29 protein-coding genes are annotated in these 24,501 nt (G+C 70.2%); 12 read left to right on the forward strand and 17 right to left on the reverse strand.

Translation table 11 applies throughout. The features are described 5' to 3' along the window. Nucleotides 1-29 precede the first annotated feature (29 nt). Nucleotides 30-1,103 carry a Gfo/Idh/MocA family protein gene (locus ACV7JO_RS13260; protein ID WP_470353880.1) on the forward strand — a complete coding sequence of 358 codons (1,074 nt, stop codon included), beginning with the start codon at nucleotides 30-32 and terminating at the stop codon, nucleotides 1,101-1,103. Here the strand turns inward: ACV7JO_RS13260 and ACV7JO_RS13265 are convergent. Further along, the gene (locus ACV7JO_RS13265; protein WP_470353881.1) at nucleotides 1,100-1,738 is read right to left on the reverse strand and encodes a DJ-1/PfpI family protein; all 639 of its coding nucleotides are present in this window, start codon (nucleotides 1,736-1,738) and stop codon (nucleotides 1,100-1,102) included. The two genes, ACV7JO_RS13260 and ACV7JO_RS13265, sit on opposite strands and share 4 nt — an antisense overlap. Before the next feature lie 110 nt (nucleotides 1,739-1,848). Here ACV7JO_RS13265 and ACV7JO_RS13270 point away from each other — a divergent pair, with 110 nt between their 5' ends. Then, nucleotides 1,849-2,727, forward strand: coding sequence for a PhzF family phenazine biosynthesis protein (locus tag ACV7JO_RS13270; protein WP_470353882.1), 879 nt, complete (start codon nucleotides 1,849-1,851; stop codon nucleotides 2,725-2,727). 115 nt (nucleotides 2,728-2,842) lie between these two features. On the opposite strand, the gene ACV7JO_RS13275 is transcribed toward ACV7JO_RS13270, so the two are convergent. Together ACV7JO_RS13275 and ACV7JO_RS13280 are read right to left on the reverse strand one after the other, a co-directional pair. Next, a complete protein-coding gene (locus tag ACV7JO_RS13275; RefSeq protein ID WP_470353883.1) occupies nucleotides 2,843-3,817 on the reverse strand; it encodes an aldo/keto reductase in 975 nt (324 codons plus the stop codon). Nucleotides 3,818-3,902: 85 nt separating this feature from the next. Then, nucleotides 3,903-4,592: a DJ-1/PfpI family protein gene (locus tag ACV7JO_RS13280; RefSeq protein ID WP_470353884.1), complete on the reverse strand. Its 690-nt coding sequence runs from the start codon at nucleotides 4,590-4,592 to the stop codon at nucleotides 3,903-3,905. Nucleotides 4,593-4,715: 123 nt separating this feature from the next. On the opposite strand from ACV7JO_RS13280, the gene ACV7JO_RS13285 reads away from it, so the two are divergent. Continuing rightward, entirely contained in the window at nucleotides 4,716-5,414 is a 699-nt protein-coding gene (locus ACV7JO_RS13285) for a DUF5828 family protein (protein WP_470353885.1), read from the forward strand. 198 nt (nucleotides 5,415-5,612) lie between these two features. Here ACV7JO_RS13285 and ACV7JO_RS13290 read toward each other — a convergent pair whose 3' ends face one another. Beyond that, on the reverse strand, nucleotides 5,613-6,815 hold the full coding sequence (locus ACV7JO_RS13290; protein WP_470355785.1) for an MFS transporter: 1,203 nt from the start codon (nucleotides 6,813-6,815) through the stop codon (nucleotides 5,613-5,615). Between the two features lie 227 nt (nucleotides 6,816-7,042). Between ACV7JO_RS13290 and ACV7JO_RS13295 the strand changes: the two genes are divergently transcribed. Beyond that, entirely contained in the window at nucleotides 7,043-8,242 is a 1,200-nt protein-coding gene (locus ACV7JO_RS13295; protein WP_470353886.1) for an inorganic phosphate transporter, read from the forward strand. Between the two features lie 3 nt (nucleotides 8,243-8,245). Here the strand turns inward: ACV7JO_RS13295 and ACV7JO_RS13300 are convergent, their stop codons facing one another. Continuing rightward, a complete protein-coding gene (locus ACV7JO_RS13300) occupies nucleotides 8,246-8,452 on the reverse strand; it encodes a DUF8007 family protein (protein WP_470353887.1) in 207 nt (68 codons plus the stop codon). Between the two features lie 446 nt (nucleotides 8,453-8,898). Here ACV7JO_RS13300 and ACV7JO_RS13305 point away from each other — a divergent pair, with 446 nt between their 5' ends. Then, the gene (locus ACV7JO_RS13305; RefSeq protein WP_470353888.1) at nucleotides 8,899-9,570 is read left to right on the forward strand and encodes a DUF8052 family protein; all 672 of its coding nucleotides are present in this window, start codon (nucleotides 8,899-8,901) and stop codon (nucleotides 9,568-9,570) included. A 164-nt stretch (nucleotides 9,571-9,734) separates the two neighbouring features. Here the strand turns inward: ACV7JO_RS13305 and ACV7JO_RS13310 are convergent, their stop codons facing one another. The 3 genes from ACV7JO_RS13310 to ACV7JO_RS13320 all read right to left on the reverse strand — a co-directional run bounded on the left by ACV7JO_RS13310 (nucleotide 9,735) and on the right by ACV7JO_RS13320 (nucleotide 13,106). Next, the gene (locus tag ACV7JO_RS13310) at nucleotides 9,735-11,600 is read right to left on the reverse strand and encodes a carbon starvation CstA family protein (RefSeq protein ID WP_470353889.1); all 1,866 of its coding nucleotides are present in this window, start codon (nucleotides 11,598-11,600) and stop codon (nucleotides 9,735-9,737) included. Nucleotides 11,601-11,835: 235 nt separating this feature from the next. After that, complete coding sequence (locus tag ACV7JO_RS13315) at nucleotides 11,836-12,810, reverse strand: ArsA family ATPase (RefSeq protein ID WP_470353890.1); 975 nt, start codon at nucleotides 12,808-12,810, stop codon at nucleotides 11,836-11,838. After that, complete coding sequence (locus tag ACV7JO_RS13320; RefSeq protein WP_470353891.1) at nucleotides 12,810-13,106, reverse strand: DUF7990 family protein; 297 nt, start codon at nucleotides 13,104-13,106, stop codon at nucleotides 12,810-12,812. Before ACV7JO_RS13320 ends, ACV7JO_RS13315 begins: the two co-directional genes overlap by 1 nt. 130 nt (nucleotides 13,107-13,236) lie before the next feature. Here ACV7JO_RS13320 and ACV7JO_RS13325 point away from each other — a divergent pair, with 130 nt between their 5' ends. Continuing rightward, nucleotides 13,237-14,424, forward strand: a complete 1,188-nt coding sequence (locus tag ACV7JO_RS13325) for a CobW family GTP-binding protein (protein WP_470353892.1) — start codon at nucleotides 13,237-13,239, stop codon at nucleotides 14,422-14,424. Here ACV7JO_RS13325 and ACV7JO_RS13330 read toward each other — a convergent pair. The 3 genes from ACV7JO_RS13330 to ACV7JO_RS13340 all read right to left on the reverse strand — a co-directional run bounded on the left by ACV7JO_RS13330 (nucleotide 14,421) and on the right by ACV7JO_RS13340 (nucleotide 15,538). Beyond that, nucleotides 14,421-14,627 carry a hypothetical protein gene (locus ACV7JO_RS13330; RefSeq protein ID WP_470353893.1) on the reverse strand — a complete coding sequence of 69 codons (207 nt, stop codon included), beginning with the start codon at nucleotides 14,625-14,627 and terminating at the stop codon, nucleotides 14,421-14,423. The two genes, ACV7JO_RS13325 and ACV7JO_RS13330, sit on opposite strands and share 4 nt — an antisense overlap. Before the next feature lie 129 nt (nucleotides 14,628-14,756). Further along, complete coding sequence (locus tag ACV7JO_RS13335) at nucleotides 14,757-15,164, reverse strand: SRPBCC family protein (protein ID WP_470353894.1); 408 nt, start codon at nucleotides 15,162-15,164, stop codon at nucleotides 14,757-14,759. Nucleotides 15,165-15,223: 59 nt separating this feature from the next. Beyond that, on the reverse strand, nucleotides 15,224-15,538 hold the full coding sequence (locus ACV7JO_RS13340) for a hypothetical protein (protein ID WP_470353895.1): 315 nt from the start codon (nucleotides 15,536-15,538) through the stop codon (nucleotides 15,224-15,226). A gap of 59 nt (nucleotides 15,539-15,597) precedes the next feature. Here ACV7JO_RS13340 and ACV7JO_RS13345 point away from each other — a divergent pair, with 59 nt between their 5' ends. Continuing rightward, entirely contained in the window at nucleotides 15,598-15,807 is a 210-nt protein-coding gene (locus ACV7JO_RS13345; protein ID WP_470353896.1) for a DUF8107 family protein, read from the forward strand. Nucleotides 15,808-15,862: 55 nt separating this feature from the next. Here the strand turns inward: ACV7JO_RS13345 and ACV7JO_RS13350 are convergent, their stop codons facing one another. Next, nucleotides 15,863-16,234, reverse strand: a complete 372-nt coding sequence (locus ACV7JO_RS13350) for a cupin domain-containing protein (protein ID WP_470353897.1) — start codon at nucleotides 16,232-16,234, stop codon at nucleotides 15,863-15,865. Between the two features lie 35 nt (nucleotides 16,235-16,269). Continuing rightward, nucleotides 16,270-17,676 carry a hemolysin family protein gene (locus ACV7JO_RS13355; RefSeq protein WP_470353898.1) on the reverse strand — a complete coding sequence of 469 codons (1,407 nt, stop codon included), beginning with the start codon at nucleotides 17,674-17,676 and terminating at the stop codon, nucleotides 16,270-16,272. Nucleotides 17,677-17,759: 83 nt separating this feature from the next. On the opposite strand from ACV7JO_RS13355, the gene ACV7JO_RS13360 reads away from it, so the two are divergent. Genes ACV7JO_RS13360 through ACV7JO_RS13370 form a run of 3 tightly spaced genes read left to right on the forward strand, consistent with a single transcriptional unit; the run spans nucleotide 17,760 to nucleotide 19,122 of the window. Then, a complete protein-coding gene (locus ACV7JO_RS13360; RefSeq protein ID WP_470353899.1) occupies nucleotides 17,760-18,017 on the forward strand; it encodes a glutaredoxin family protein in 258 nt (85 codons plus the stop codon). Further along, a complete protein-coding gene (locus tag ACV7JO_RS13365; protein ID WP_470353900.1) occupies nucleotides 18,017-18,529 on the forward strand; it encodes a redoxin domain-containing protein in 513 nt (170 codons plus the stop codon). Before ACV7JO_RS13360 ends, ACV7JO_RS13365 begins: the two co-directional genes overlap by 1 nt. After that, nucleotides 18,526-19,122: an L-threonylcarbamoyladenylate synthase gene (locus ACV7JO_RS13370; RefSeq protein WP_470353901.1), complete on the forward strand. Its 597-nt coding sequence runs from the start codon at nucleotides 18,526-18,528 to the stop codon at nucleotides 19,120-19,122. Before ACV7JO_RS13365 ends, ACV7JO_RS13370 begins: the two co-directional genes overlap by 4 nt. A gap of 1 nt (nucleotide 19,123) precedes the next feature. Here the strand turns inward: ACV7JO_RS13370 and ACV7JO_RS13375 are convergent, their stop codons facing one another. Both ACV7JO_RS13375 and ACV7JO_RS13380 read right to left on the reverse strand, forming a co-directional pair. After that, on the reverse strand, nucleotides 19,124-19,783 hold the full coding sequence (locus tag ACV7JO_RS13375; protein WP_470353902.1) for a CRISPR-associated protein Cas4: 660 nt from the start codon (nucleotides 19,781-19,783) through the stop codon (nucleotides 19,124-19,126). Between the two features lie 106 nt (nucleotides 19,784-19,889). Continuing rightward, complete coding sequence (locus ACV7JO_RS13380) at nucleotides 19,890-20,510, reverse strand: conditioned medium-induced protein 4 (protein WP_470353903.1); 621 nt, start codon at nucleotides 20,508-20,510, stop codon at nucleotides 19,890-19,892. A 179-nt stretch (nucleotides 20,511-20,689) separates the two neighbouring features. On the opposite strand from ACV7JO_RS13380, the gene ACV7JO_RS13385 reads away from it, so the two are divergent. Together ACV7JO_RS13385 and ACV7JO_RS13390 are read left to right on the forward strand one after the other, a co-directional pair. Further along, entirely contained in the window at nucleotides 20,690-22,789 is a 2,100-nt protein-coding gene (locus tag ACV7JO_RS13385) for a (Fe-S)-binding protein (protein ID WP_470353904.1), read from the forward strand. A gap of 24 nt (nucleotides 22,790-22,813) precedes the next feature. After that, a complete protein-coding gene (locus ACV7JO_RS13390) occupies nucleotides 22,814-23,824 on the forward strand; it encodes an ATP-binding protein (RefSeq protein ID WP_470353905.1) in 1,011 nt (336 codons plus the stop codon). Here ACV7JO_RS13390 and ACV7JO_RS13395 read toward each other — a convergent pair. Then, nucleotides 23,821-24,009: a DUF7470 family protein gene (locus tag ACV7JO_RS13395; protein ID WP_470353906.1), complete on the reverse strand. Its 189-nt coding sequence runs from the start codon at nucleotides 24,007-24,009 to the stop codon at nucleotides 23,821-23,823. The genes ACV7JO_RS13390 and ACV7JO_RS13395 overlap by 4 nt on opposite strands. A gap of 45 nt (nucleotides 24,010-24,054) precedes the next feature. After that, entirely contained in the window at nucleotides 24,055-24,465 is a 411-nt protein-coding gene (locus ACV7JO_RS13400; protein ID WP_470353907.1) for an SCP2 sterol-binding domain-containing protein, read from the reverse strand. Nucleotides 24,466-24,501 lie beyond the last annotated feature (36 nt).

Here is a 24,501-nt window from a genome sequence, read left to right on the forward strand (position 1 = left end):
CATTTACCGCTGGCCGCGGTACCGCGACTATGACACACCGACTGGTCCACGTCGGACTCGGTGGGCAGGGCACCCACTGGGTCGAGAACGTCATCCCGCCGAACGTCGCGGCGGGTCGGGTCGAAGTCGCCGCCGCCGTCGACCGCGACCCCTCGCGGCTCGACCGCGCACGGGAGTCGCTGGGCGTCTCCGCGGACCGCTGTTACACCGACCTCGACGAGGCGCTGTCGGAGCGCGAGGCCGACTTCTGTACGGTCGTCACGCCGCCGGCCGCGCACGAACCGGTCGTCGACACCGCCTTGGCCCACGACTGTCACGTCCTCTCGGAGAAGCCCATCGCCGACACGCTGGAGGGGTCGGTCCGCATCGCCCGGAAGGTCCGCGAGTCCGACCGGAAGATGGGTATCACGATGAGTCACCGGTTCGACCAAGACAAGACGACGTTCCGGCGTGCCGTCGAGGCCGCCAGCCCCGTCGACTACCTCACCGGCCGCTTCACCGGCGACGTGCGCGAGCGGGGCCACTACTCCGACTACGTCCACGAGATGGACGACCTCCTCCTGCTCGACGGCGCGGTCCACCACCTCGACATCCTCGCGTCGCTGGTCGACGCCCCCTGCGAGCGGGTGTACGCCGAGACGTGGGTCCCCGACGGGGCCGACTACGAGGGCGACTGCACCGGGTTCGTGACGATGCACTTCGCCGACGGTACCCGCGCCCAGTACGAGGGGAGCTACGCCAACGCCGTCACGCTCAACGGCTGGAGCCACGAGCAGTTCCGCGCCGAGTGTCTGGAGGAGACCATCGAACTCGACAACCGCGAGGTGCTGCGCTACGAGCGCGAGGAGGACGACGTGCCCAAGTGGTCCGGCGTCGGCGAGGAGGCCGCCGAACGGGTTCCGCTGGCCGAGCGCCCCCAGTGGGAGAACGCGTGGCTCGTCGAGCAGTTCTGCGAGTGGCTCGACGGCGGCGAGCCGATGGCGACCCGCGTCGAGGAGATGGTCGAGTCGATGGCCATCGTCTTCGCGGCCATCCAGAGCAGCGAGACCGGCGAGGCCGTCGACGTGCAGGCGCTGTTGGACGAGGCCCGCGCGAACGCCTAGCTGTCGTCCCGCCCGCCGCGCTCGCCCGCAGCGCCCGAGACGACCACCTCGCCCCGCGGCTCGTACTCCATCTCGGTCCGGACCCGCGCCGCGACCGCGTCCCCCCACTCCCGCTCGACCAGATGCACCGCGAGGTCCAGCCCCGACGTGACGCCGCCGGCCGTGAGTACGTCGCCGTCGTCGACGACCCGGGCCTCGACGACCTCGGCGTCGGTCGCCCGGAGGTCGTCGAGCGCGCTACGGTGCGTGACCGCCGGCCGGCCGTCGAGGACGCCGGCCCGGGCCAGCGCCATCCCGCCGGTGCAGACGCCCGCCACCGTCGCGCCGCGGTCGTGGGCGTCGGCGACGGCGGCCGGCAGGTCACCACGCTCCGTCTCGGCGCGGACGCCGGCCCCGTCCCGGTCGTTCCACCCGCCGCCGGCGACGACCAGCAGGTCCGGCGTCACCTCGGCCAGCGGGCCGTCCGGTTCGACGCGGAGGCCGTGGCTCGCGGTCACTGACGGCGTCGCCCGCACCGACCGCAGCGTCACGTCCCACGACGCGCCGAAGCGCCCCGCGTTCTCGAACACCTCGTAGGGGCCGACGGCGTCCAGTTCGTCGAAGCCGTCGAAACAGACCACGGCAACCGTGTCCATAGCTCACGTGGACTCGCCGTCACGTTAAACCGACCGGTGACAGCCACCTGCCGTGAGAGAGGGGAACACACCGCCGGAGCGCTCTTTACCGTCGCCCGTCAGCCACCGCTATGGCCCGCCCGTTCCGCATCGTCGACGTGTTCGCTCGCGAGCGCTACGCCGGCAACCAACTCGCCGTCGTCACCGACGCCGCCGACATGACGACCGACGAGATGCAGGCCGTCGCCGCGGAGATGGACTACTCCGAGACGACGTTCGTCACCGGCCCGCCCGAAAACGGCGCGTGGCCGGTCCGCATCTTCACCCCCGCCGCCGAGATACCCTTCGCGGGCCACCCCACCCTCGGAACGGCGGCCGTGATTCGCCGCGAACTGGCCGACGGCACCCCGGAGACGGTGACGCTCGACCTCGAAGTCGGCGACGTGCCGGTGGAACACCGGGGGACGGGCGACGACGCGGCGCTCTGGATGACCCAGCAACCCCCCGCGTTCGGCGACGAACTCGCCCACGACGCGCTGGCCGACGTGCTCGGCCTGCCGGTCGACGCGCTCGATGCGGAGTGGCCGGTGCAGGTCGTCTCGACCGGGCTCCCGACGATAGTCGTCCCGCTGGCCGACCGCGACGCGCTGACGGCCGTCGACCTCGACCGCGGGGCCTACGACCGCGTCACCGGCGACCGCGAGGCCAAGAACGTGCTGGCCTTCTGTGCCGACCCCCGCGAGGCCGGCAGCGACCTCGCCGACCGCGTGTTCGCGCCGTTCTACGACGTGCCCGAGGACCCCGCGACCGGCTCCTCGAACGGCTGTCTCGCGGCCTACCTCGCCCGCCACGAGTACCTCGGCGGCCCGACCGTCGACGCCCGCGTCGAGCAGGGCTACGAGATGGGCCGCCCGTCGCTGTTGGGGCTCGCCGCCGACGCGACCGGCGACGACGTGACCGTCGAAGTCGGCGGACGCGTGGTCCCCGTCGCCCGCGGCGAGTTGGTGTAGGCGCTCGCGTTTCGAGGGTCGCTCACCCCGTTCGCGTCCCTCGCCACCTACCGCCGCGCTCGCGGGTCGTCCCTCCCCGCTCGCGTTTCGAGGGCCGCGCTTCGCGCGCCCCTCGCTACTCGTGCCCGTACACCGCCACCGGCTCGTAGGGCTCCTCCAGATACGCCACGTCGGCGGCCGAGAGGTCTATCTCCAGCGCCTCGACGGCCGCCTCCAGATGCTCGACGCTGGAGGTGCCGACGATGGGGGCGGTCACGGCGTCGTGTTGGAACTGCCACGCCAGCGCTATCTGGGCCATCGTCACGCCGTAGTCGGCGGCCAGTTCCTGCACGCGCTCGTTTATCTCCTCGCTGCCCGGCCCCTCGTGGTAGGGCACCTCCGCCGTCTCGGTCTCGTGGACGCCCCGCGTGGTCGCTTTGAACTCCTCGTGGGGGCGGGTGAGATAGCCCGCGCCGAGCGGACTCCACGGCATCGTCCCGACGTTCTCGCGGTCACAGAGCGGGTACATCTCCCGCTCCTCCTCGCGGTAGGTCAGGTGGTGGAGGTTCTGCATCGTCTCGAAGCGCGCGAGCCCCTCGCGGTCGCTGACGTGCAGCGCGCGCTGGAACTGGCGGGCCCACATCGACGACGCGCCGATGTGACGGACCTGCCCGCGCCGGACGGCGTCGTCGAGCGCCCGGAGCGTCGTCTCGATTGGCGTGTCGTAGTCCCAGCGGTGAATCTGGTAGAGGTCGACGGTGTCCATCCCCAGCCGGTCCAGCGAGTTCGCCAGTTCCTGCTCGACGGTCTTCCGGGAGAGGCCGGCGGCGTTGCGGTGGTCGCTCGCGCCGGGGAACCGGACCTTCGTGGCGACGACCTGCTCGTCGCGGTCGTAGTCGGCCAACACGCCGCCCAGTATCTCCTCGCTCTCGCCCGCGGAGTAGACGTTCGCGGTGTCGAAGAAGTTCACTCCGAGGTCGATAGCGCGCTCGATGAGGTCGCGGCTGGCCGCCCGGTCGAGCATCCACTCGCGGCCGCTCCCGAAGCTCATGCAGCCGAGACAGACCTTGCTCACCTCGATGCCGGTCGAACCCAGCGTCGTGTACTCCATAGCCGGAGGAGGAGCTACGGAGGCAAGAACCTACGGCCCGAGTGACGCGGGGAGCGCGGGACCGAGCGGAAATCGCGGGTCGGCGTCAGGCCGGGTGTTCGATGCCGAGTTCGTCGAGCAGGGCCTGTGCGGCCGCGGCTGACGACCCCGGACCGCGGGCTGTCAGGAGGTCGCCGTCGACCGTGACGCTGGTGTCGGCGTCGAGTTCGGCGTCCCAGTCGGCCCCGGCGGCTGTCACCTCGTCCTCGACCCAGTAGGGGAGCTTCTGGCCGTCGGGGAGCAGGTCGTTCTCGTCGACGATGCCCTCCTCCCACGCGTTGGGGAAGCCGGTCACCGAGCGCCCGTCGACGAGGAACTCGCCGTCGCCGTCGCGGGTGAACGCGAGGATGCCGACGGCGTGACAGACCACCAGCGCCTTGCCGTCGCCCGCGACCGCGTCCCGCAGGAGGGCGCGGGCGTGTGTGTCCTGATTCACGTCCCACTCGGTGCCGTGGCCGCCGGGGAACACGACCGCGTCGTGGCCGTCGGCGCTGGTCTCGGCGACCGGAATCGGGTCGTTGAGCCGGTCGTCGTTCTCGTGGACTTCGAGGACGCGGTCGGCGGTCTCCTCGCCGACGTTCTCGGGGTCGACCGAACGGTCGTCGACCACGGGCGGGTCGCCCGTCGGCGTCGCCACGGTCACGTCGAAGCCGGCGTCCGAAAGCGTCGTCAGCGGCTCGATACACTCCTCGCCCCAGTACCCGTACTCGCTGACTACGAACAGTGCGGATGGCATCACGGACCCGTTGCACCGCCACGCTGATAAGGGCTCACCCCCCGGCGGAAACGCTTAACGGGGTAGAGCGAGTACCGTACGTATATATCGGTCGCACACACAGGCGGGCGATACCCTTCTACAATGGCAGACATGGAAGAGAGCGTCTCCGGGTTCAAGACGCGCGGCGGTTGGGTCGACGTCGTCGAACACGGCGAACGCATCACGCAGGCGCTGAAGGACCTCGGAGCGAAGCGCGGCGTCGACGACGCCGCGCTCGCGGAGTTCGACGAGTGGCGGCCCAAGAGCCACGAGCGGCTGGACGAGGACGTCAACGAGAAGACCGCCGAGCAGGCCAGCGTCGACGAGGGACGGGGCGAGCAGGCGGGCAAGGACCCCGACGAGGACCTCCAGACGGCCGGCGAGAAGCTCACGGAGTCGTACGAGCGGCTCGACGACCCCGACGAGGCGATAGACAAGTGGGGCGAGTCCGTCGACTACGTCGCCCGCGCGGCCGACTCCGCCGGGCGCAAGGCGCTCCGGAGAGTCGAGGACGCCGTCTACCGGAACGTGATGACCCAGATAGCGCCGTACTACTTCGACAACGAACTCGTCAGCGCCAACCTCCAGCGCGTCGAGAGCGACGACCGCCCGGAGTACGTCTTCGAGATAAACGTCAACGACGACGACCTGAAACTGCGCGTCTCGAACAAACTGGCCGACTACGAGCAGTCCGTCGACCGCTGGCACGTCGACACCGAGAAGGTGACCGAGGCCGTCGAGGCCGCGGAGGGCGTCGAGGCGACAGAGCCGGGGGAAGAGACCGATGCGAAGACGAACTGAGCGAGGGCTCGGGCGAGCGGCAGCGTCTTCCAGCATCGCAGATGCGAAGACGAACTGAGCGAGGGCTCGGGCGAGCGGCAGCGTCTTCCAGCATCGCAGATGCGAAGACGAACTGAGCGAGGGTTCGGGCGAGCGGCAGCGTCTTCCAGCATCGCAGATGCGAAGACGAACTGAGCGAGGGCTCGGGCGAACGACGGGCTACGGCGAGGGGTCGCCGGCCGGGGCCGCGCGGTCGGACAGCCCCCGGAGCAACAGCGCGGCCGCGAGGGCCAGACAGACGCCGAGGCCGACGAAGGCGAGCCGGTAGCTGGCGACGGCGGCGAGCCAGCCCATGTACACCGGCCCGAGCGCGCCGACGCCGATGAACAGCGCCCGGGCGGCCCCGAGGTCAGCGCCGAGGTTGCCGTCGGGCGCGGCATCGAGCAGGAGCGCGTCGGCGACGGGGAAGACCGCCTTGTAGCCGAGGCCGTAGGCGGCGGTGGCGAGCGCGACCGCGAGGCGGGACTCGGCCAGCGCGACTGCCGCGAGCGCGCCGATGGCGAGCAGCATGCCGGCGGCACCGACCGCGCGCCGTGGGACGCGGTCCGAGAGCGTGCCGGCCAGCGGCTTGACGACGACGCCGACGGCGAACACCACCGCGAACAGCGCGGCCGCCACCGCCTCGGGGAACCCCTTGCCGTCGGCGAGATACGTCGGGAGGAAGTTCACCCACGCGCCGACGACGAAGTAAAACAGCGCGAACGACGCGAGCACCTCCCGCTGTGCCCGTGTGGTCGCCAGCCGGCGGACGGTGGCGACCAGTTCCACGTCCGTCCGCCCGAGCCGGTAGGGTTCGCGGTTCCAGCGGACGTAGGCGAGCGCGACGAGCGCCAGCACGGCCGCGAGCGGGGCGAACGGCGACTTCCAGCCGAGTTCGGGGACGGCCGTCAGCCCGACCAGCGCGAGTACCGCGCCGCCACCGGTCACGGCGACGCCGACGGCCGAGGCCAGCAGACCGCCCACGTCGGTCCCGGCGGCGTACAACCCCAGCGCCTGCCCCCGGCGCTCGACGAACAGGTCCGAGACCTGCGCCCGCGAGGGGACCGCGAACAGCCCCTTTCCGAACCCCAGCAGCAGCGTCGCGGCGACGAACAGCGCCACCGTCGTCGCCGTCGAGAGGAGGAGGAAGGCACCGGTCAGCGCCGCCAGTCCGGGCACGACCAGCGACGGGCGGGTGAAGCGGTCCGAGAGCCGGCCGCTAGGGAACTGCGTCAGCGCGTACACCGCCTGCAACGCCCCCAGCGCCAGTCCGGCCGTCACCGTCGTCACGCCGAGGTCGTCGATGACCGCGGGCAACACCGCCGGAAGCAGGAACCGACCCAGCTGGAGGAGCGCCCACGCCGCGCTCAGCGTCACCAACACCCGGCCGCCGTGGCCGCCCAGTAGCCGTTCGTCGCGCGCCGTCACTGTCGGCTCTCGACGGCCGAGCCGTTTAGGCGGCCGGGTTCCGGCACGGCCCGCCCGCATCCCGGCACCGCGGCGGGTCGGGACCGAACGGCGGACCGGGCGGCAAGTCGGAGCCGCACACCCCGAAGCGAGCGTCGGTCGAACGGTAGGCTCATTGCCGGGCCGGGCAAACGCCGGTGTAGATGGTAGCGACGACGCTCGTCGGAACGCTCCTCGTCGCGCTCGCGGCGAGCCTGTTCATGGCGTGGGCTATCGGCGCTGGCTCCTCAGGGTCGACCCCCTTTGCCCCCGCGGTCGGTGCCAACGCTATCTCGGTGATGCGGGCGGGCTTTCTCGTCGGCATCCTCGGCCTCGCCGGCGCGGTCCTGCAGGGCGCGAACGTCACCGAGACGGTCGGTAGCGGGCTGGTCGTCTTCCCCGCGGGCGGCGGGCTGTCGGCTGCGGCGGCCATCATCGCTCTGCTGACCGCGGCCGCGCTGGTCGCCGTCGGCATCTTCGCCGGCTACCCCATCGCGACGGCGTTCACCGTCACCGGCGCGGTCGTCGGCGTCGGGCTGGCGCTGGGCGGCCAGCCGGCGACGGCGAAGTACGTCGAGATCGTCTCGCTGTGGGTCGCAGTGCCGTTCGTCGGCGGCGGGATGGCCTACGCGACGGCCCGCCTCCTCCGGACCGAGCGCACCGAGGAGACGCGGCTGGTGCCCGCGCTGGCGGGGCTGGTCGGGGCCGTCCTCGCCAACGTCGAGTTCGTCCTGCTGGCCCCCGGCGACGAGCAAGCCTCCGTCGCCCGCGCCGTGGCCCGCGCCGCCGGCACGCCCCCGCTCCCGACGATAGCCGCCGTCACGCTGCTCTCGGTCGCCCTCGCCGCGGGGCTGTTGGCCCGCGACATCCGCGGGGACCCCGCCGCCGGCCAGCGCCACTTCCTGCTGGTGTTGGGCGGGCTGGTGGCGTTCTCCGCGGGCGGGAGTCAGGTCGGACTGGCGCTGGGGCCCCTGCTCCCCCTACTGGGCGAGGGGCCGCTGTCGGGGGTCCCCATCACCGGCGTACTCCTCTTCGGCGGCATCGGACTACTGGTCGGTTCGTGGACCGGCGCGCCGCGGATGATAAAGGCGCTCGCGCAGGACTACTCCTCGCTGGGGCCGCGGCGCTCCATCGCGGCGCTCATCCCCAGTTTCGTCATCGCACAGACCGCCGTCTTCTTCGGCATCCCCGTCTCGTTCAACGAGATAATCGTCTCGGCCATCATCGGGTCGGGCGCGGCCGCCGGCGACGGCGAACTGAGCCGCGGCAAGATGGTGAAGACCGTGCTGGCGTGGCTCGGGTCGCTGGCGCTGGCATTCGGGCTCAGCTACGGCCTGTTCACGGCCTTCGACGCCGTGACGTAGCCGTCACCGGCCCCAGACGAACCGGCCGACCGCGTCGTCGAGCGCCCCGGAGAGCCGTCCCATCCACGCCTCCGGCGAGGCGCGCTTCAGTTCCGTCTCGTCGACTTCGATGCGGTCCCCGTCGAAGGGGTCGGTGCCGCCCGTCTCGTCGACGGCGTCGACCACGACGGTCATCGAACACCGGCCACAAGCCTCGGTGTCTTTGGACATGATAGTTGTATCACGTTTGGCGGCCGCGACGGAAAAAGCTGCGGGCGCGGCATGCGGCGGTGTTTAGTTTAGCAGGAACCGGCTCGGAGAGCCAGAAAGCCCCGGGAGAGCGTTGCTCCCCCGAGCAGTCGGCGCTATGCGCCGACGACGCCCCTTTCAGTCCCGCCCGTAGTCGGGTAGCCAACTGGCAGTGGTGGGACTGAAAGGGGCCGCGTTCTCGACGAACCCCGACGACGCAAGCACGCGAAGCGCGCGCAGCGAGTCGCGGGAGTCGAGAACGCGGGGGCTTTCTGGCTGTTCGCAGTCTATCTCTCTTAACTAAACACTGCCCGACGTGCCGGCACCGACGGGCTTAAGCGGCCGGGTCGGCATCACCGTGATATGCGAACACGAGGCAGGGAACCGGAAGCCGGCGGCGGCGAGACGGCGGCGGACGACGGCCGCCGATGAGCGAGCGAACGGAGTCGGGGCCGGCCCACGAGGACGAGGACTGGGAGGACCCCGCCGGCGTGGACGCGGTGCCCAAGTCCGAACTGCCCGCCGAAATCGTCGAGGACGTGCCCGACTGGGAGTCCGACCCCTACCTCGACCGCGTCAGCGACCGGCTGATGTACAGCTACACGCTGGAGCGGGACCACCGGCTTCGCGGGGAGGTCTGGGACCTCCACGGGGAGATGCGGGTGCTGAATCAGAAGCAGTTCTTCCATCCGTCGCTGTCCTACGGCGACCACCGGTCCGAAGAGTACCTCTACGCCCGCCGTGTCGACCGCCCGACCGTCGAGGAGTTGGAGCGGTTGGTTGAACTGGGCCACGACCTCGCCGACGAGCGCGTCGAGGGCAACGAGGAACACTACCGGACCGACTTCACGTTCGTCCTCGTCGCCGACGAACTGCCCGACGCCGCGCGGGCCTACGTCGACGGCCAGCGCGAGCGCACGCTGTTGAAGTACGGCTACTACGGCCACTACGAGGTGAATCTCGCGGTCGCCGTCCCCGACGCGGAGACCGTCGTCGCCGGCGAGGCCGCCGACGTGAGCGAGGCGTTCGTCCTCTGGGAGGACGTGTCGACGCCCGACGAGGGGTTCCTTTCGCGGTTCGCCAAGCGCTTCTGGCGCTGACCGGCGGCCGCGTGATGACGACCCCCTTCGGCGCGGTCACGCGAGAGTCGGCCCGCGGCTGTCGGCGCGCGAAGCGGGGAGAAACAAGGGCGGACGCGGGTTCTCGTAGTGCGTCCCGTGTCGCCGGCAGGGCCGGCGGACGCCGGAACGGCTACGAACCCGTCTCAGTCGTCGCTCGGTTCCGCCGCGGCACCGCCGAAGCCCTCGCGGACTCTGGAGATGTTGTCGTAGCCTTTCTTGACCAAGGCCAAGGCCAGCCCGATGAGCGTCAACGCGAGGAGCGTCTGGACGACGGTCGCGAGCAGCGCGACGCCGCTGGCACCGCCTTGGATGATGCCCTGATAGATGTTGGTGTAGAAGGCCAGCCACGCCAGCCCGCAGGCGGTGATGACCACCATCACGGCCATCGGGACCCCGGTGGAGTACAGCTGCTTGCTCTCGTCCCAGTTGGCCAGCCAGACGGTGGCGGTCAGCAGGGCGAGCGCGGCCAGCAGCTGGTTCGCGCCGCCGAAGAGCGCCCACAGGACGACCCACTGGCCGGAGACGACCATCACGTAGGCCGCGACACACTGGATGACCGGGTTCGTGTAGCGACCGCGGCCGAGTTCGCCGAGCGTCGAGCGGAGGCCGCCGCCGACGTCCAGCCCGGACGAGGTCTCGCCGGCGGGTAGGCCGACGATCTCCTCCATCATGTACCGGCCGAGTCGGACGGCCGTGTCGGTGGAGGTCAGCAGGAAGCTCACGAGGACGAGCGCCATGAACGGCGCGCCGAAGGCCGTCGGGAGGCCGAGACTCGTGAGGATGATGCCGCCACCAGTAGCGAAGTTCGGGAGCGCCGCGCCGATGCCGCCGGCGGGGTCGGGGAAGCCGGCGACCGCGAGCGTCGACAGCGCGACGGCCGCGAGCAGCCCTTCACCGAGCATCCCGCCGTAGCCGATGAGGCGGGCGTCGCTCTCCTTGTTCAGTTGCTTGGCCGTGGTCCCCGAGGAGACCAGCGAGTGGAAGCCACTGATTGTCCCGCAGGCGATGGTGATGAACAGCAAGGGGAACAGCGGATACAGGCCCGCGCCCTCGACGCCCCAGAAGCCGTTGAACGCGCCGATGGAGCTGTCGATGGCGAGGGGCTGGCTGGACGTGCCCAGCAGCGTGCCGACGATGATGGCCAGCAGCGCGCCCCCGACGCCGGTGTACAGGAGGAACGACGAGAGGTAGTCGCGCGGCTGGAGCAACACCCACACCGGGAGCGCGCTCGCGATGGCCGCGTACAGCATGATGACCGGAATCCACGCGGCGGTGTTCCCGCCCAGCGCGCTCGCGCCGGGCACCCACGACCCGCTGCCGCCCAGCAGGACGATGACCGACAGGTCGGCCGTCCGCTCTGCCGTCGGCTGGAACAGCGCGATGGGGAACTGGATACCGGCGTAGACCCCGGCGAACACGCCGGCGACGAACAACACTGTCCCGGGGATGAAGGGGCCGTTGAACTGGTACAGGTAGACGCCGAAGACCAGCGCCAGCGCGATGTAGACCAGCGACGCCGTCACTACTTCGGGGTAGGCGTTGAACACGATGCCCACGACGAGCGCGAACACCGCGACGACGAGGATGATGGTCAGGAACGCGAACCACAGCAGCATGTTCTTGCCGCCCTCGCCGACGTACTCGCCGACGATGTACCCGATGGATTTGCCCTCGTGGCGGAGCGACCCGGACAGCGAGACGAAGTCGTGGACGCTGCCCATCAGCGGGTTGCCGATGGCGATCCACAGCAGCGCCGGCACCCAGCCCCATATCGCGCCGGCCGTGATGGGGCCGACGATGGGGGCCCCGCCCGCGATGCTGGAATAGTGATGCCCCAGCAACACCGGTTTCTTCGACGGGACGTACTCCTGCCCGTCCTCGTATTTATGCGCCGGTGTCTCGTTCGAGTCGTCCAGTTCGAGGAACCGCGTGAGATATTTCGAGTACCCCACGTACCCGACTGTGAATGTCACTAATACCGCCAGTACGATCCATATTACTTGTGTCATGGTATCCCACTACAGTATGACCACTGTCCATCAGAACCTTAATGGTTATTGTCCTTGGTAAAAGATTATTTACAGATTTCGAAGTCGACTACGCGGAGCCGATAGCCCCCCGAACGCCCGGTATCACACCGCCCGTATCGGTCGACTGATGGCTGTGCGTCAGATCCACACGACCGCTGTCTTCGGGTTCGCCACCGGGCGGGGTGGGGTTTCGTTCCGTCGTGGGCAACTCCGGTCAGACGAACGTGGGCGCTTCGGCGGCCGTCTCGATGTCGAGTTCGGCCGCCACCTCCGCCAGCAGGTCGCCTTTCACCTCGGCGGTCCGGCTCGCTATCTCGGCGACCAGCGGCGGGTCGAACGTCTCCCGGACTTCTGCGAGGCGCTCGCGCTCGGTCTCGACGCGCGCCCGGAGGTACCGCGCGCCGCGGCCGTCCTCGTCAGGGTCGGGTTCGGGCGTGAGTTTGTTGGCGACCAGCCCCCGCACCGCGAGGTCGTTGTCCCGCATCTCCGCGATGGCCCGGTCGGTCTCGTTGACCGACAGCTGGTCGGGGTTGAGGACGAAGAAGAAGGCAGCGTCCGAGCGCAACGCGCCGCCGGCGAACTCGAAGAACTCCTTGCGCTCGCGCAGGCGGGCCAACACCGGGTCCCCGTCCATCACCCGCCGTGGCTCGTTGTTGCCGATGGCGGCCTTCTCGAAGAGGTCGATGCTCTTCTCGCGCTTGTGCATCAGCCGCTCTATCCACCCTTCGAGGAACTCCGGCAGGCCGAGTAAGCGAAGCGTACTCCCGGTCGGCGAGGTGTCGAACACCACCCGGTCGTACCCCTCGGCCTCGCGCATCACGTCGACGAACCGGTCGAACAGCGCCGCCTCGTAGGCCCCGGGCGTCTGGTGGGCCATCTCCAGTTGCTGGTTTATCTCGTTGACCATCGCCGCCGAGACCTGCTCGGAGAGGCCGTTTCGGATGTCGTTGAGGTGGCGCTGGACCTCCGTGTCGGGGTCTATCTCCATCGCGTCCAGCCCGTCGATACCGTCGACCGGACTGGGGTCGTCGCCGAAGTCCTGATCGAACACGTCCGAGACGGAGTGGGCGGGGTCGGTCGAGACGACCAGCGTTTCCAGCCCCGACCGGGCGGATTTCACGCCGTAGGCACAGGAGACGGTCGTCTTGCCGACCCCGCCTTTTCCGCCGAAGAAGACGAACGGTTCCATCAGAAGTGGTACTGCTGGCCCTTGCGCTCGATGTACGTGCCGCGGTCCCAGAGCCGCCGCTCCCACGCCTCGAAGGCGTCTTCGAGGTACGGCAGTAGCTCCGCGGTGTAGTACGACACTGGCGACGGGATGCCGAAGGCGTCCGGGAAACAGGCCAGCATGAACGCGTCCTCGGTGTCCTCGGCTTCTTTCTCTATCTTCTCGTAGGCTGGATGTGTTATCATCCCGTGGTAGAGCCCGCGCGCCCACTCCCGGAGGGCGCGGCGAAACCGTTCGATGCGGTCGGAGAGGTCCATGAGTCGTGTGTGCGCGGGTCACGGAGAAAAGCCTGTCGGGGACGCGACACGCCGACGGCGACTCCGCGGCCGTGTCCGGACCGCCACAGCCGGGGCCGGGTTCAAGTCCGTCGGCGGTCAACGGGAAGGCATGAGCGACGCGATTCCGGTCACTATCCTCTCGGGCAGTCTGGGCGCGGGCAAGACGACACTCCTGAACCACCTGCTCGAAACCGCCGGCGAGCGGGACATCGCCGTCCTCGTCAACGACATGGGGACGGTCAACGTCGACGCCGAACTGGTCGCCGAGAACTCCGAACTCGACGTGGACGGCGGCGTCGCGGAGCTGTCGAACGGCTGTATCTGCTGTGAGCTACAGGACGACTTGGAGACGGCCGTCGTCCGGCTGGCCCGGAACCGCGAGTTCGACGCCCTCGTCGTCGAGTCCTCGGGAATCTCCGAGCCGGGGCCGGTCGCGCGCCTCTTTACCACGGACTCCCGGGCGGCGGCGCTGTACCGCGTCGACGCGCTGGTGACGGTGCTGGACACGCCGCAGTTCCTCGACGCCTTCGCGGGCGGGACGCCCGAGCGCCGCGGCGAGGACGGCGACCGGCCGCTTTCGGACCTGCTGGTCGAGCAGGTCGAACTCGCCAACGTCGTCCTGCTGAACAAGGCCGACCTGTGTTCCCCGGCCGAACTCGACGAGGCCGCGGAACTGGTCGCGGCCCTCCAGCCCGACGCCGAGACGGTGCGGACGGAGTTCTCCCGGGTCGACCCCGACAGCCTGTTCGACCGGGGGCTGTTCGACCCCGACGGCGTCGACGACCTGCCGGGCTGGAAGCGCGCGCTGGACGGCGCGGGCCACGGGCACGGGGACGACGACCACAGCCACCCCGACGAGGTGTACGGCGTCTCCTCGTTCGTCTATCGGCAGCGACGGCCGTTACACCCCGAGCGCGTCGCCGCGCTCTACCGCGACCTCCCCGCGGACGTGGTCCGGTCGAAGGGGACGCTGTGGGTGGCCGGCAGCGACCTCCGCCAGGTCGTCGGACAGGCTGGCCCCTCGGTTCGAGTGGAAGCGCAGGGGCCGTGGATAGCCGCCCTCCCCGAGGTCGAGCGGGACCTCTACCGCTCGAACCGCCCCGACCTCGACTGGGACGACGACCACGGCGACCGCCGGACGGAACTGGTCCTCATCGGCACCGGCTACGACGAGGCGGCGCTGCGCGAGCGGCTGGACGACGCCCTCGTCACGGACGACGAGTGGGCGCGCGCGGAGGAACTGGCCGGCCCCTTCCCCGACGAACAGGGCGACGAAATCGTCCTCAGAGAACCCTAACAGGCGCAGTCCCGCCCCGTCGCCCGCTCGAAGCGCATCGCCTCGCCGCAGTCGGGACAGGTCGGCTCGCCCTCGGCGTCAACGTCGCGGACGCGGTTGTCGCAGTCGTCACACCAGTAGGCCCCCTTCGACCCGTCGTCGGGTTGGGCCTTCGCCGACGGCTCGGCGGTGAGCGCGTCCTTGACGCTGTCGATGAAGCTCATGTTCGTTGGTGATGGTTTCGGGTGCCTAACGGTGGCGCGAGTGTGTGCGAGTCGTACATATCCGGAGCGACGACAGCCGGGCGGCGACGGCCGTTCGGACGACGCCCCTCCCCGGTCGACGACGGGCACTCAGACGACCCGGTCGGTCAGCGCCTCCAGCGCGCGTTCGAGTTCGCCGCGGCGCTTCCACGCCGCGATGCGGTCGGCGAACGGCACCGGGAGGTTCAGCGAGACGGTCGAGCGCATCGTGAGCCGGGAACCGTTGTCCTCGGGCGCGACCGTCACCGTCGTCGAGAGGTGGTCGAACGGGCCGACCTCCCCGTCGGCGGTGTAGGAGAGGCCGTCCTCGCGCTCCTCGAACCGGAGCAGGACCGTCATGCCCGCGGCCGTGGCGCTGACGACGGTCCCCGCGTCGGACTCCGTGACGGCCGAGACAGTGAAGGTGCCCTCGGCGTCGACCACCGCCTCGGGCGAGAGGACGCGGTGGACGGCTTCGGGACGTGCGAGCACGAACTGCGAGACCTCGACCTCGCGCATATCTGCTCCACGGGGGCGGGGTACAAAACTCACCGCACTGGCGCGGGGCCCGCGCCGGCTCACACCACCAGCGGGACCGACAGCGCGAGCAACACGAGCGCAAGCGCCAGCGCGACGTAGACCAGCCGCTGGAACCGCAGGGCGGGCGCGACGGTCACTGACTGCGGGGTCGCGGTCCAAACCAGTCGGTGGTAGGCGACCGCCGACACCGCGACGGCGACGCTCCCCGAGAGGACGAGCGCGACGGGCAGGGACAGCCCGTAGGCCTGCCCGTACAGCGGCCCCGTCGAGAGCGTCAGCATGACCGTCAGCCCGGCGACGACGCAGAACGGCACCGGGTCGACGGCGTCGCCGTCTCGGTTCCGGACCTCCATGCCGGCTGTTGGGTCCGGCGTCGCAAAGAGCTAAGGGGGCCGCCCCACCTTCGACGGGTATGAGCGACGACGGGTTCGACGCCGGTGCGAGCGGGTCGCAGGGAGATCCACGGGTACTCATCGCGATGAACGTCGTCCTCTCGACGGTGTTCGCGGCGACGGTCCTCTGGGGACTGAGCGTCCTCGACCTCGCGGCGTTCACGCCGATAAACGTCGTGACCGCCGCCATCATCCTGTTCTCGCTGACCTACCTGCTGGTCCAGTCCTGACCGGGCCGCTCCGTCCGCAGCGCGGCCGATGCATCGAAGTGGCCCAGCGCCCGAATCAGCCGTCCTCGTAGGGGTGGGCGTCCTCGACGGCCGGCGCGCCGACGACGAACGCCCGCGCACCCTCGTCGGCGTCCTCGGGGACGAACGCCCGCTGGGGGCTGTCGGGTTCGACGACGAACGCCTCGTCGGCCCCGACCTCGACGGTCCCCTCCGGCGTCTCGACGTGGAGCGTCCCCGCGACCACGTAGAACACCTCTTCCTGCTCGTCGTGGTAGTGGTACGCCAGCGGAATCGCCTCGCCCGGCTCCGGCTCGTAGACGTGCGCCGAGAGCCGTTCCAGCCCGGCGACGCCGCTGATGGAGCGCTGTGTGCTCGGTCGGTCCGGTGTCGGCTCGACGTCCGCCACGTCGATATGGTGGTATCCCATACCCCACGCTGGGCGCGGGCGAACCTAAAACGTCGCTACTCGGGGGTCGCCTCGGCGTCGGTCTCGTCGGGGTCGCCGCCGGCGTCGTCGGCCTCCTCCTCCAAGCGGACGACGCGGGCTTTCATGATGCGGGTGTTCTCGACCTGTTCGACGCGGATTTCGACCCCGTCGTAGGTGATGACCTCGCCCTCCTCGACGAGGCGGCCCGCGCGGTTGAAGATGAAGCCGGCGATGGTCTCGAACTCCTCGCCCTCGGGGAGGTCCAGTTCCAGCGCCTCGTTGACCTCCTCGATGTTGACCTCGCCTTTGACCGTCACGGTGTCGTCGGCGACGTACTCGATGGGCTCCTCCTCCTCGCCTTCGAGTATCTCGCCGACGATCTCCTCGGTGAGGTCCTCCATCGTCACCAGCCCCTCGGTGGTCCCGAACTCGTCGATGACGATGACCATGTGCATGCGCTCGCGGCGCATCTCGGTCAGCAGGTCGTCGACGTTCTTGGACTCGGGGACGTGCAGCGTCGGCTCGATGAGCGCCTCCAGTTCGATGTGGTCGGGGACGGTCTCGCCGTAGTTGAGGTCCCGCACCATGTCCCGGAGGTGGACGACGCCGATGACGTTGTCCAGACTCCCCTCGTACACCGGGACGCGGGCGTGCCCGCTCTGGATGCACGTCTCCAAGGCCTCCTCGACCGGGGCGTCCTTGGCGACGGCGGTCATGTCCAGTCGCGGTGTCATGACCTCCTTGACGATGGTGTCGTTGAACCGCAGCGTGCGCTGGAGCATCTCGCGTTCCTCCTCGTCTAGGACGCCCTCGCGCTCGCCCGTCTCGATGATGTCCTGAATCTCCTCGCGGGTGACGTAGGAGGTCTCGATGGCCGAGCGCCCGCCGGTCACCTTGTTGACGACCCGGGTGAGGTAGTCGAACAGGAGGACGAGCGGCATCAGCGCTCGCTCGGCGAATTGCAGCGGCTTGGCGATTGTCAGCGCCCACGACTCGGTGTTCTCGACGGCGTAGCTCTTGGGGGCGCTCTCGCCGAACAGCAGGACCAGCGCCGTGGTTCCGAGCGTCGCGATGGCGACGGCCTGCCCCTGATTGCCGAGGTAGTAGGCCAACAGCCCCGTTGCGATGGAGGACATGGCGATGTTGACGAGGTTGTTGCCGACGAGAATCGTCACGAGCAGCCGATGGGGGTCGGCCTTCATCTCCTTGAGCGTCCCGGAGCCGGGGACGCCGTCTTCCACTAGCGCCTCCACGCGGTGGCTGGGCAGGGAGAACATCGCGATCTCCGAGGAGGAGAAAAACGCCGAGAGGAGTGTGAGCAGGACGATAACCCCGAAACCGAGCGCGAGGACTGCGCTCTCGGGGATGCCGACGCCACCGACCGTCACGGTCTGGAGCGTCGACACGGACGACTCGAACGGCACAGGTGGGTCGAGAGCCATCGACGTACGAAGTTGTGAAGGCCACGGATTAAGGCTTGTCATGGGGCGAAGCGCTTACACTTCTCTCGGGCGTATCCCGGTGCATGAGCGACCCCGACATCACGCTCTACCGACTGCAAGCGTGCCCGTACTGCGAGCGCGTCGTCCGAGCGCTCCAGAGCCACGGTCTCGACTACCGCTCGCGGTTCATCGAGCCGATGCACTCCGAGCGCGACGTGGTCAAGCGCATCTCCGGCAAGCGCAGCGTCCCCGCCATCGTCGACGAGAACACCGGCGTCACGATGTCCGAGAGCGCCAACATCGTCGAGTACATCGAGAACACCTACGGAGGGGCGGCCTGATGGACCTCGAGTTCGACGTCGTCTCGCTCGGCGAGGCCGACCACGTCGCGGAAGGCCAGCGCGCGCCGGAGTTCACGCGCCCGCTGGTGAACGACGAGTTCTGGGAGGACCGCTCGCTGTCGTCGGTCTGTGCGGAGAGCGACGACCCCGTCGTCCTCGTCTTCCACGCCATGGACGGCGCGTTCCCGGCGACGTACGTCTGGAACGAGATTCGGGACCGCGCGTGGCACGAGGACGCCACCGTCGTCGGCTGCTCCATCTCGACGCCGTACGCCCACAAGCGCCTGCTCGAAGAGCGCGACATCGAGGGCGACTACCGGCTGTTCTCCGACCCCAACAACGGGGTGGCCGCCGAGTACGGCATCGACATGGACCTAGACGGGATGGCCGGCCTCAGCGAGCCCCGGCCGGCGGTGTTCGTGCTGGACGACGACCGGACCGTCGAGTACGCGTGGGTCGCCGAGGAGTGGCCCGCGTTCCCGGACTACGACGCCGTCGCCGCCCAGTTGTGACGCGGGTCACGACCGACGCCGCCGTCGCCGCCGAGGCGGCGCGGGCCGGCAACCTCGTGGTCTACCCGACCGAGACGGTGTACGGACTGGGCGCGGACGCGCTCGACGCCGCCGCGGTCGAGCGGGTCTTCGAGGCGAAGGGACGGGCCGCGGACAAGCCCGTCTCGATGGCCGTCCCGGACGTGGCGACGGCCATCGAGCACACCCGCCCGACGGAGCGCGAACGGACGTTCATGCGCGAGTTCCTCCCCGGTCCGGTCACCGTCGTCGTCGAGCGCGGCCCCGATGTGCCGGACGCGCTGGTGGCCGGCGGCGAGCGGGTCGGTATCCGGGTACCCGACGCCCCCGTCGCGCTCGAACTGCTCGCGGTGGCGGGGCCGCTGACCGCGACCAGCGCCAACCGGTCGGGCAACCCCAGCGCCCGGACCGTCGCCGACCTCGATTCGGTGCGCGAGCGCGCGGCGGTCGTACTCGACGGCGGCGAGACGCCCGGCGGGACCGGCTCGACCGTCGTCGACGTGACCGCGGGGACGGTCCACCGCCGGGGCGCGGCCGCCGACGCCGTCCAGCGGTGGCTCGACGAGCGGGCCTGACTCACAGCAGCGACCGGAGCGAGCGGGTCCGCACACCGCAGTCCTCGCGGTACTCGCAGGGGGCACACTTCGCGTCGCTGTCGACCCGCGCCGGGGGCCCGTCGACGGCCGCCGCCGTCCGGAGCGCGTGCCGGTAGCGGCCGGTCCGGCGGGCCGTCACCCCGACGCGGCGGACGACGCCGTGGGCGGGGTACTCCGCGTAGGCGTGTTCGACCGCGCGCTCGCGCTCCCACGAGAGTGCCTTGGCGGCCGCCACCAACCGCACGCTCTGGGGCTCCCAGACGCCCTTCTCGGGGGGACTCCCGGCGAAGACCAGCGACGGGGCCGGGCCGTCGGCCGTCGCGGCGACCTTGTGGGCGACGCCAGCCGCGTCCTTGCCGGTGAGCCGGACGTTCCGGCCGGCGGGGTCGGCCAGCGCGTCCCACGCGTCGAGGCGGTCCCGCGCCGCCCGCAGTCGCTCCCGGACGGTCGTCGGGTCGGCCTCGATGGGGGCCGAGAGCAGCGCCGCGTCGTCGGTCAGCAGCCGCTCGTAGTCGAAGGCGAGCCGGCGGATGCGCCCCACCTCGTCGGGCACGTCCGGTGGGCCGTCCCGCCGGCGGTAGTAGAGCTTTCGCGGGCAGTACGCGACGGTTTCGAGGTCGCGGAACGTGTGGTCGGGCACGGGCTGGACTGGTCCCGGCACCGGTCAAAAACGTTCGCCGCCGCGGCCGGTCGCCGAGGGGCGGTCGATTCCGTGTGCGATGTCACAGCGTGTAAACGGCCCCGGGCTACATCGACACGTCGGCGTCGGAGTCCAGCGAGTCGATGTCCTCGGTGGCCTCGTCCAGTCCGTCCTCGCGGACGGCGGCGGTGTGGCGCGTTGCGAGGCCGGCGTCGGTCAGCGCGTCCTCGAACGCGCTGCGAAAGCGGTGGCTCACTCGCCGGGCCGCCGCCTGCGCCTCGACAACGCGGCGGTAGTCGGTCGCGGTGTCGACGCCGATATCGAACGCCTCGGCGAGTTCGACGGCCGTCGCCTCGTCCTCGACGACCATGCGGCGGAAGGCGGCCGCGTCGAACGGGCCGTCGTCGTCGGCGTCGCGCAGCAGGTGGAGGTCAAGGCGCGCCTCCCGGACCGACGCCGGGTCGACCCCGAGCGCATCGGCGATAGCCGCGTCGTCTTCCCCCTCGTAGAACCGTCTGACGACGGCCACGAGCGCGTCGTCGTCGAGGTCGGTGCGGAACGTGTACCGCTCGCGCATCCGCTCGATAACGTCGGTCAGTCGCGCCGCCACCCCGTCCTCGTCGACGCCCGCCAGCGACCCCCGCGAGTCGGCCTGCGACTCCGTGACCGTCCCCTCCTCGGAGACGTCCATGAAGATGTCACGGAGTTCTTCGGTCTTCTCGTCCATCGGGCCGGAGGGAAGCGGGGCCGCGGATATATATCTGTTGGACGGGCGAACGGTTGCGGACGAACGTCCGGAACGTCGGCCCGCCGCCCGCTGTGAGAACTCTCAACGTCGGCCGAGTTTCACGGGGACTGCGGCGGTTCGAGCTAATCTTTATGCGCCGTCGAGTTTATTGGTAACATATGTCACTCGCGCTCCAGACGACGACGCGGCCGACCTTCTGGCGCATCGGCCCCGTCGGGAAGGCGGTCTTCTACTATCTGGCTGCGCTGTCGCTGCTCGTCTTCCTGTACGGCGTCGTCGGGCGCGTGCGACGGTATGCACGGGGGAGCGACGACCCCGTCGACCGCCTCGACGACCTGCCGCGGCGGGTGGTGGCCGCCGCGGGGTTGGCGCTGTCGAACCGCAAGCAACTGGACCGCGACGCCGTGGCCGGCGTGATGCACGCCTTCGTCGTCTGGGGGTTTCTGACGCTGCTCATCGGGACGACGATACTGGGCATCGACATGGACATCTACCGACCGCTGACCGGCGAGTCGTTTTTCGTCGGGCGGTTCTACCTCTCGTACTCGTTCGTGATGGACGCGATGGGGCTGTTGTTCGTCGTCGGCGTCGGCGTGGCGCTGTGGCGGCGCTACGGCCGCCGGATGGAGCGGTTGCACGGCCGCCACACCGGCCGCGAGGACGACCTGTTTCTGGGCGCGCTGTTCGCGCTGGGCGTGGGCGGCTACCTCACCGAGGGCGTCCGCATCCTCGGCACGTCGACCGTGCGGGACGTGTCCTTCGAGACGGTGAGCTTCGTCGGCTGGTTCGTCAGGGACGCGCTCGTCGCCGCCGGCGTGACGCCGGCGCTGGCCGCCGAGGCCTACCCGGTCGTCTGGTGGAGCCACGCCCTGCTGGCGCTGTGGTTCGTCGCGTGGATACCGTACGCCAAGCCGTTCCACATGCTCTCGTCGTTCGCCAACCTCGTCGCCCGCGACGAGCGAGCGGGGGCGCGCCTGCCCGGGGTCCCGGCCGACGCCGCCCCCGAAGACATCGGGCCAAGCGAGATAGACGACTTCTCGTGGAAGCAGTTGCTCGACCACGACGCCTGCACGAACTGCGGCCGCTGTTCGTCGGTCTGTCCCGCGAGGGCTGCCGGCCGGCCGCTCGACCCCCGGAACGTGATTCTGGACCTGAAACGCTACCGCGAGGAGCGCGACGCCGGCGGCGAGGCCGTCCCCATCGTCGCGGACGGGGGCGGGGTCATCGACGCGCGGACGATGGAATCCTGCGTCTCCTGTCTGGCCTGCATGGACGCCTGCCCGGTCGACATCGAACACGTCACCCAGTTCACCGAACTGAACCGCCGGCTCACCGAGTCCGGGCAGATGGACGACCACGTGCAGGACGCGATGCTGAACGTCTTCCGGCACGGCAACAGCTTCGGCGAGCCCGAACGCGAGCGCCCGGCGTGGACCGAGGAACTGGAGTTCCCGGTGCCCGACGCCCGCGACGGGCCGGTCGAATACCTCTGGTACGTCGGCGACTACCCCAGCTACGACGAGCGAAACCAGCGGGTCGCGCGGGCGCTGGCCCGCGTCTTCGAGGCCGCCGGGGTCGACTACGGAGTCCTCTACGAGGCCGAGCGGACCGCCGGCAACGACGTGCGCCGGGTCGGCGAGGAGGGGCTCTACGAGACGCTCGTCGAGGACAACGCGGCCGCCATCGGGGCCTGCGAGTTCGAGACGCTGGTGACGACGGACCCCCACGCGTTCAACACGTTCCGCAACGAGTACCCCGAGTTCGAGGCCTGCGGGTGGGAGGGGGCGGAGGTGGCCCACTACACGCAGGTCGTCGCCGAACTGGCCGCGGCCGGCACGCTGGGGCTCTCGGGGACGGAACTGGACTACGCCGTCACCTACCACGACCCGTGTCACCTCGGGCGGTACAACGACGTGTTCGAGGCACCCCGCGAACTGGTCGATGCCACGGGGTGTGACCGGTACGAGATGCCGCGGAACCGCGCCGACGCCTTCTGCTGTGGCGGCGGCGGGGGCGGCCTCTGGACGGACTTCGACGACGACCCGAAACCCAGCGAGGAGCGCCTGCGCGAGGCGCTCGAAGATACCGACGCCGGCGACCGAATCGAGAAGTTCGTCGTCGCCTGCCCGATGTGCATGACGATGTACGAGGACGGTCGCAAGACCGGCGGCTACGAGGGCGACATCGAAGTCGTCGGACTGACCGAACTATTGGCCGAGGCGGTGGCTGCAGAGGGTTTGGGGCCTGACAACGGTTAATATCCGGCACTGCGTTAGAGAACCATGGCGGAAGACGGCGACCTGCTCTGTCACGCGATAAACACCCTCGACGACGTGTTCTACGTCTACGACAGCGACGGCTGTCTCCGGCACTGGAACGCCCGGCTCGGGGAGTTGTTCGACCTGCGCGACGACGAACTGGACGGTATGCGGCCGACGGAGTTTTTCGTCCCGGCCGACCGGCCCGCCATCGAGCGCGCCGTCGACGAGGTGTTCGAGACCGGGGAGACGGTCGTCGAGGCGTGGGCCGACACCACCGCCGGCCGAATCCGCTTCGAACTGACCGGCCGCCGCGTCACCGCGCCCGACGGGGCAGTCCTCGGACTCGCCGGCATCGGCCGCGACGTGACCGAGCGCCGCCAGCAGGAGTGGCACCTCGAACGCCAGAACGAGCGGCTGGCGGAGTTCGCCGACATCCTCGCCCACGACCTCCGGAACCCGCTCACGGCGGCGAGTGGCTACCTCGAACTGGCCCGGCAAAACGGCGGGGACGACCCGGACGCGCTCGCCGCCGTCGCCGACGCCCACGAGCGCGCCGAGCGCATCATCGAGGACGTGCGGACCGCGAGCAGCGACGGGACGCTGGCCCGCGACGTGACGACGGTCGACCTCGCGGCCGCCGCCAGCGAGGCGTGGGTCCTCCTCGCGACGGACGGCGCGGAACTCGACCGCCCGGCGACGCTCCCCGTCGAGGCCGACGAGCAGCGGCTCCGGCGGCTGCTGGAGAACCTGTTTCGCAACAGCGTCGAACACGGCCGGACCGACGGGCGGACGGGCCTCACCGTCCGCGTCGTCCCGACCGAGACCGGCTTCGCCGTCGAGGACGACGGGGTCGGCGTCGACCCGGCGGTCCGCGAGACGGTGTTCGACCCCGGCGTCTCCACGGCCCCCGACGGGACCGGCTTCGGCCTGTACATCGTCCGGACCATCGCCGAGGCCCACGGGTGGACGGTGACCGTCGGCGAGAGCGAGTCCGGCGGCGCGCGCTTCGCGTTCGACCTCCGGGCCGCCTAGGGCATCCCGCCCATGCCGAACGCCGCGAGGAGGTTCGAGACGATGCCGTAGACGACGAGGCCGAGGCCCGCGACGACCATGGCGAGGCCGGCCGCCAGCAGCAGGTTCTGCCACGCGACCAGCCCGATGCCGGCAAACAGGACGACGACGCCGGCGATACCGGCGAACCCGAGTCTGTCGAGCATGCCCGAGTTGGGCCGACCGGCGGAGGAAAGCCTGTCGGTCGGCGCTCAGTGGGCGAACTCGGTGTCGACGCCCTGTGCGGCGGCGACCATCTCCGAGACGGCCTCGCGGCGCTCCAGCAGCGCCATCGTGTTGCCCGCGAGGTCGAACCGCCCGCCCATCACGGCCGCCGACACGTCGAGTTCGTCCCGCAGCAGCTCCGTCCACGCCCCGTAGGGGCCACGCAGCGCGAAGTCGTAGTCCTCGCCGGTGTCGGTGGCGACGCCGGTACAGGCCCCGTCCTCGATGGTGACCCGGAACCGGACCGGCTCGCCCTCGTAGCGCCCGTCGGGGCGGATTTCGAACCGGAACACCGCGTCGAACCCCTCGGCGGCCGCCGCGAAGGCCGCGCGGTCGTTGATGCGGTCCCGCCACGCCCGCGCCCACTCGGTGGCGTCGTCGGGCAGCGTCAGTGTCATCGCTCCGTGGTTGCAGAGCCGCCCCCTTGTGCGTTG

The sequence above is a fragment of the Haloarcula sp. MBLA0138 genome (assembly GCF_055632455.1).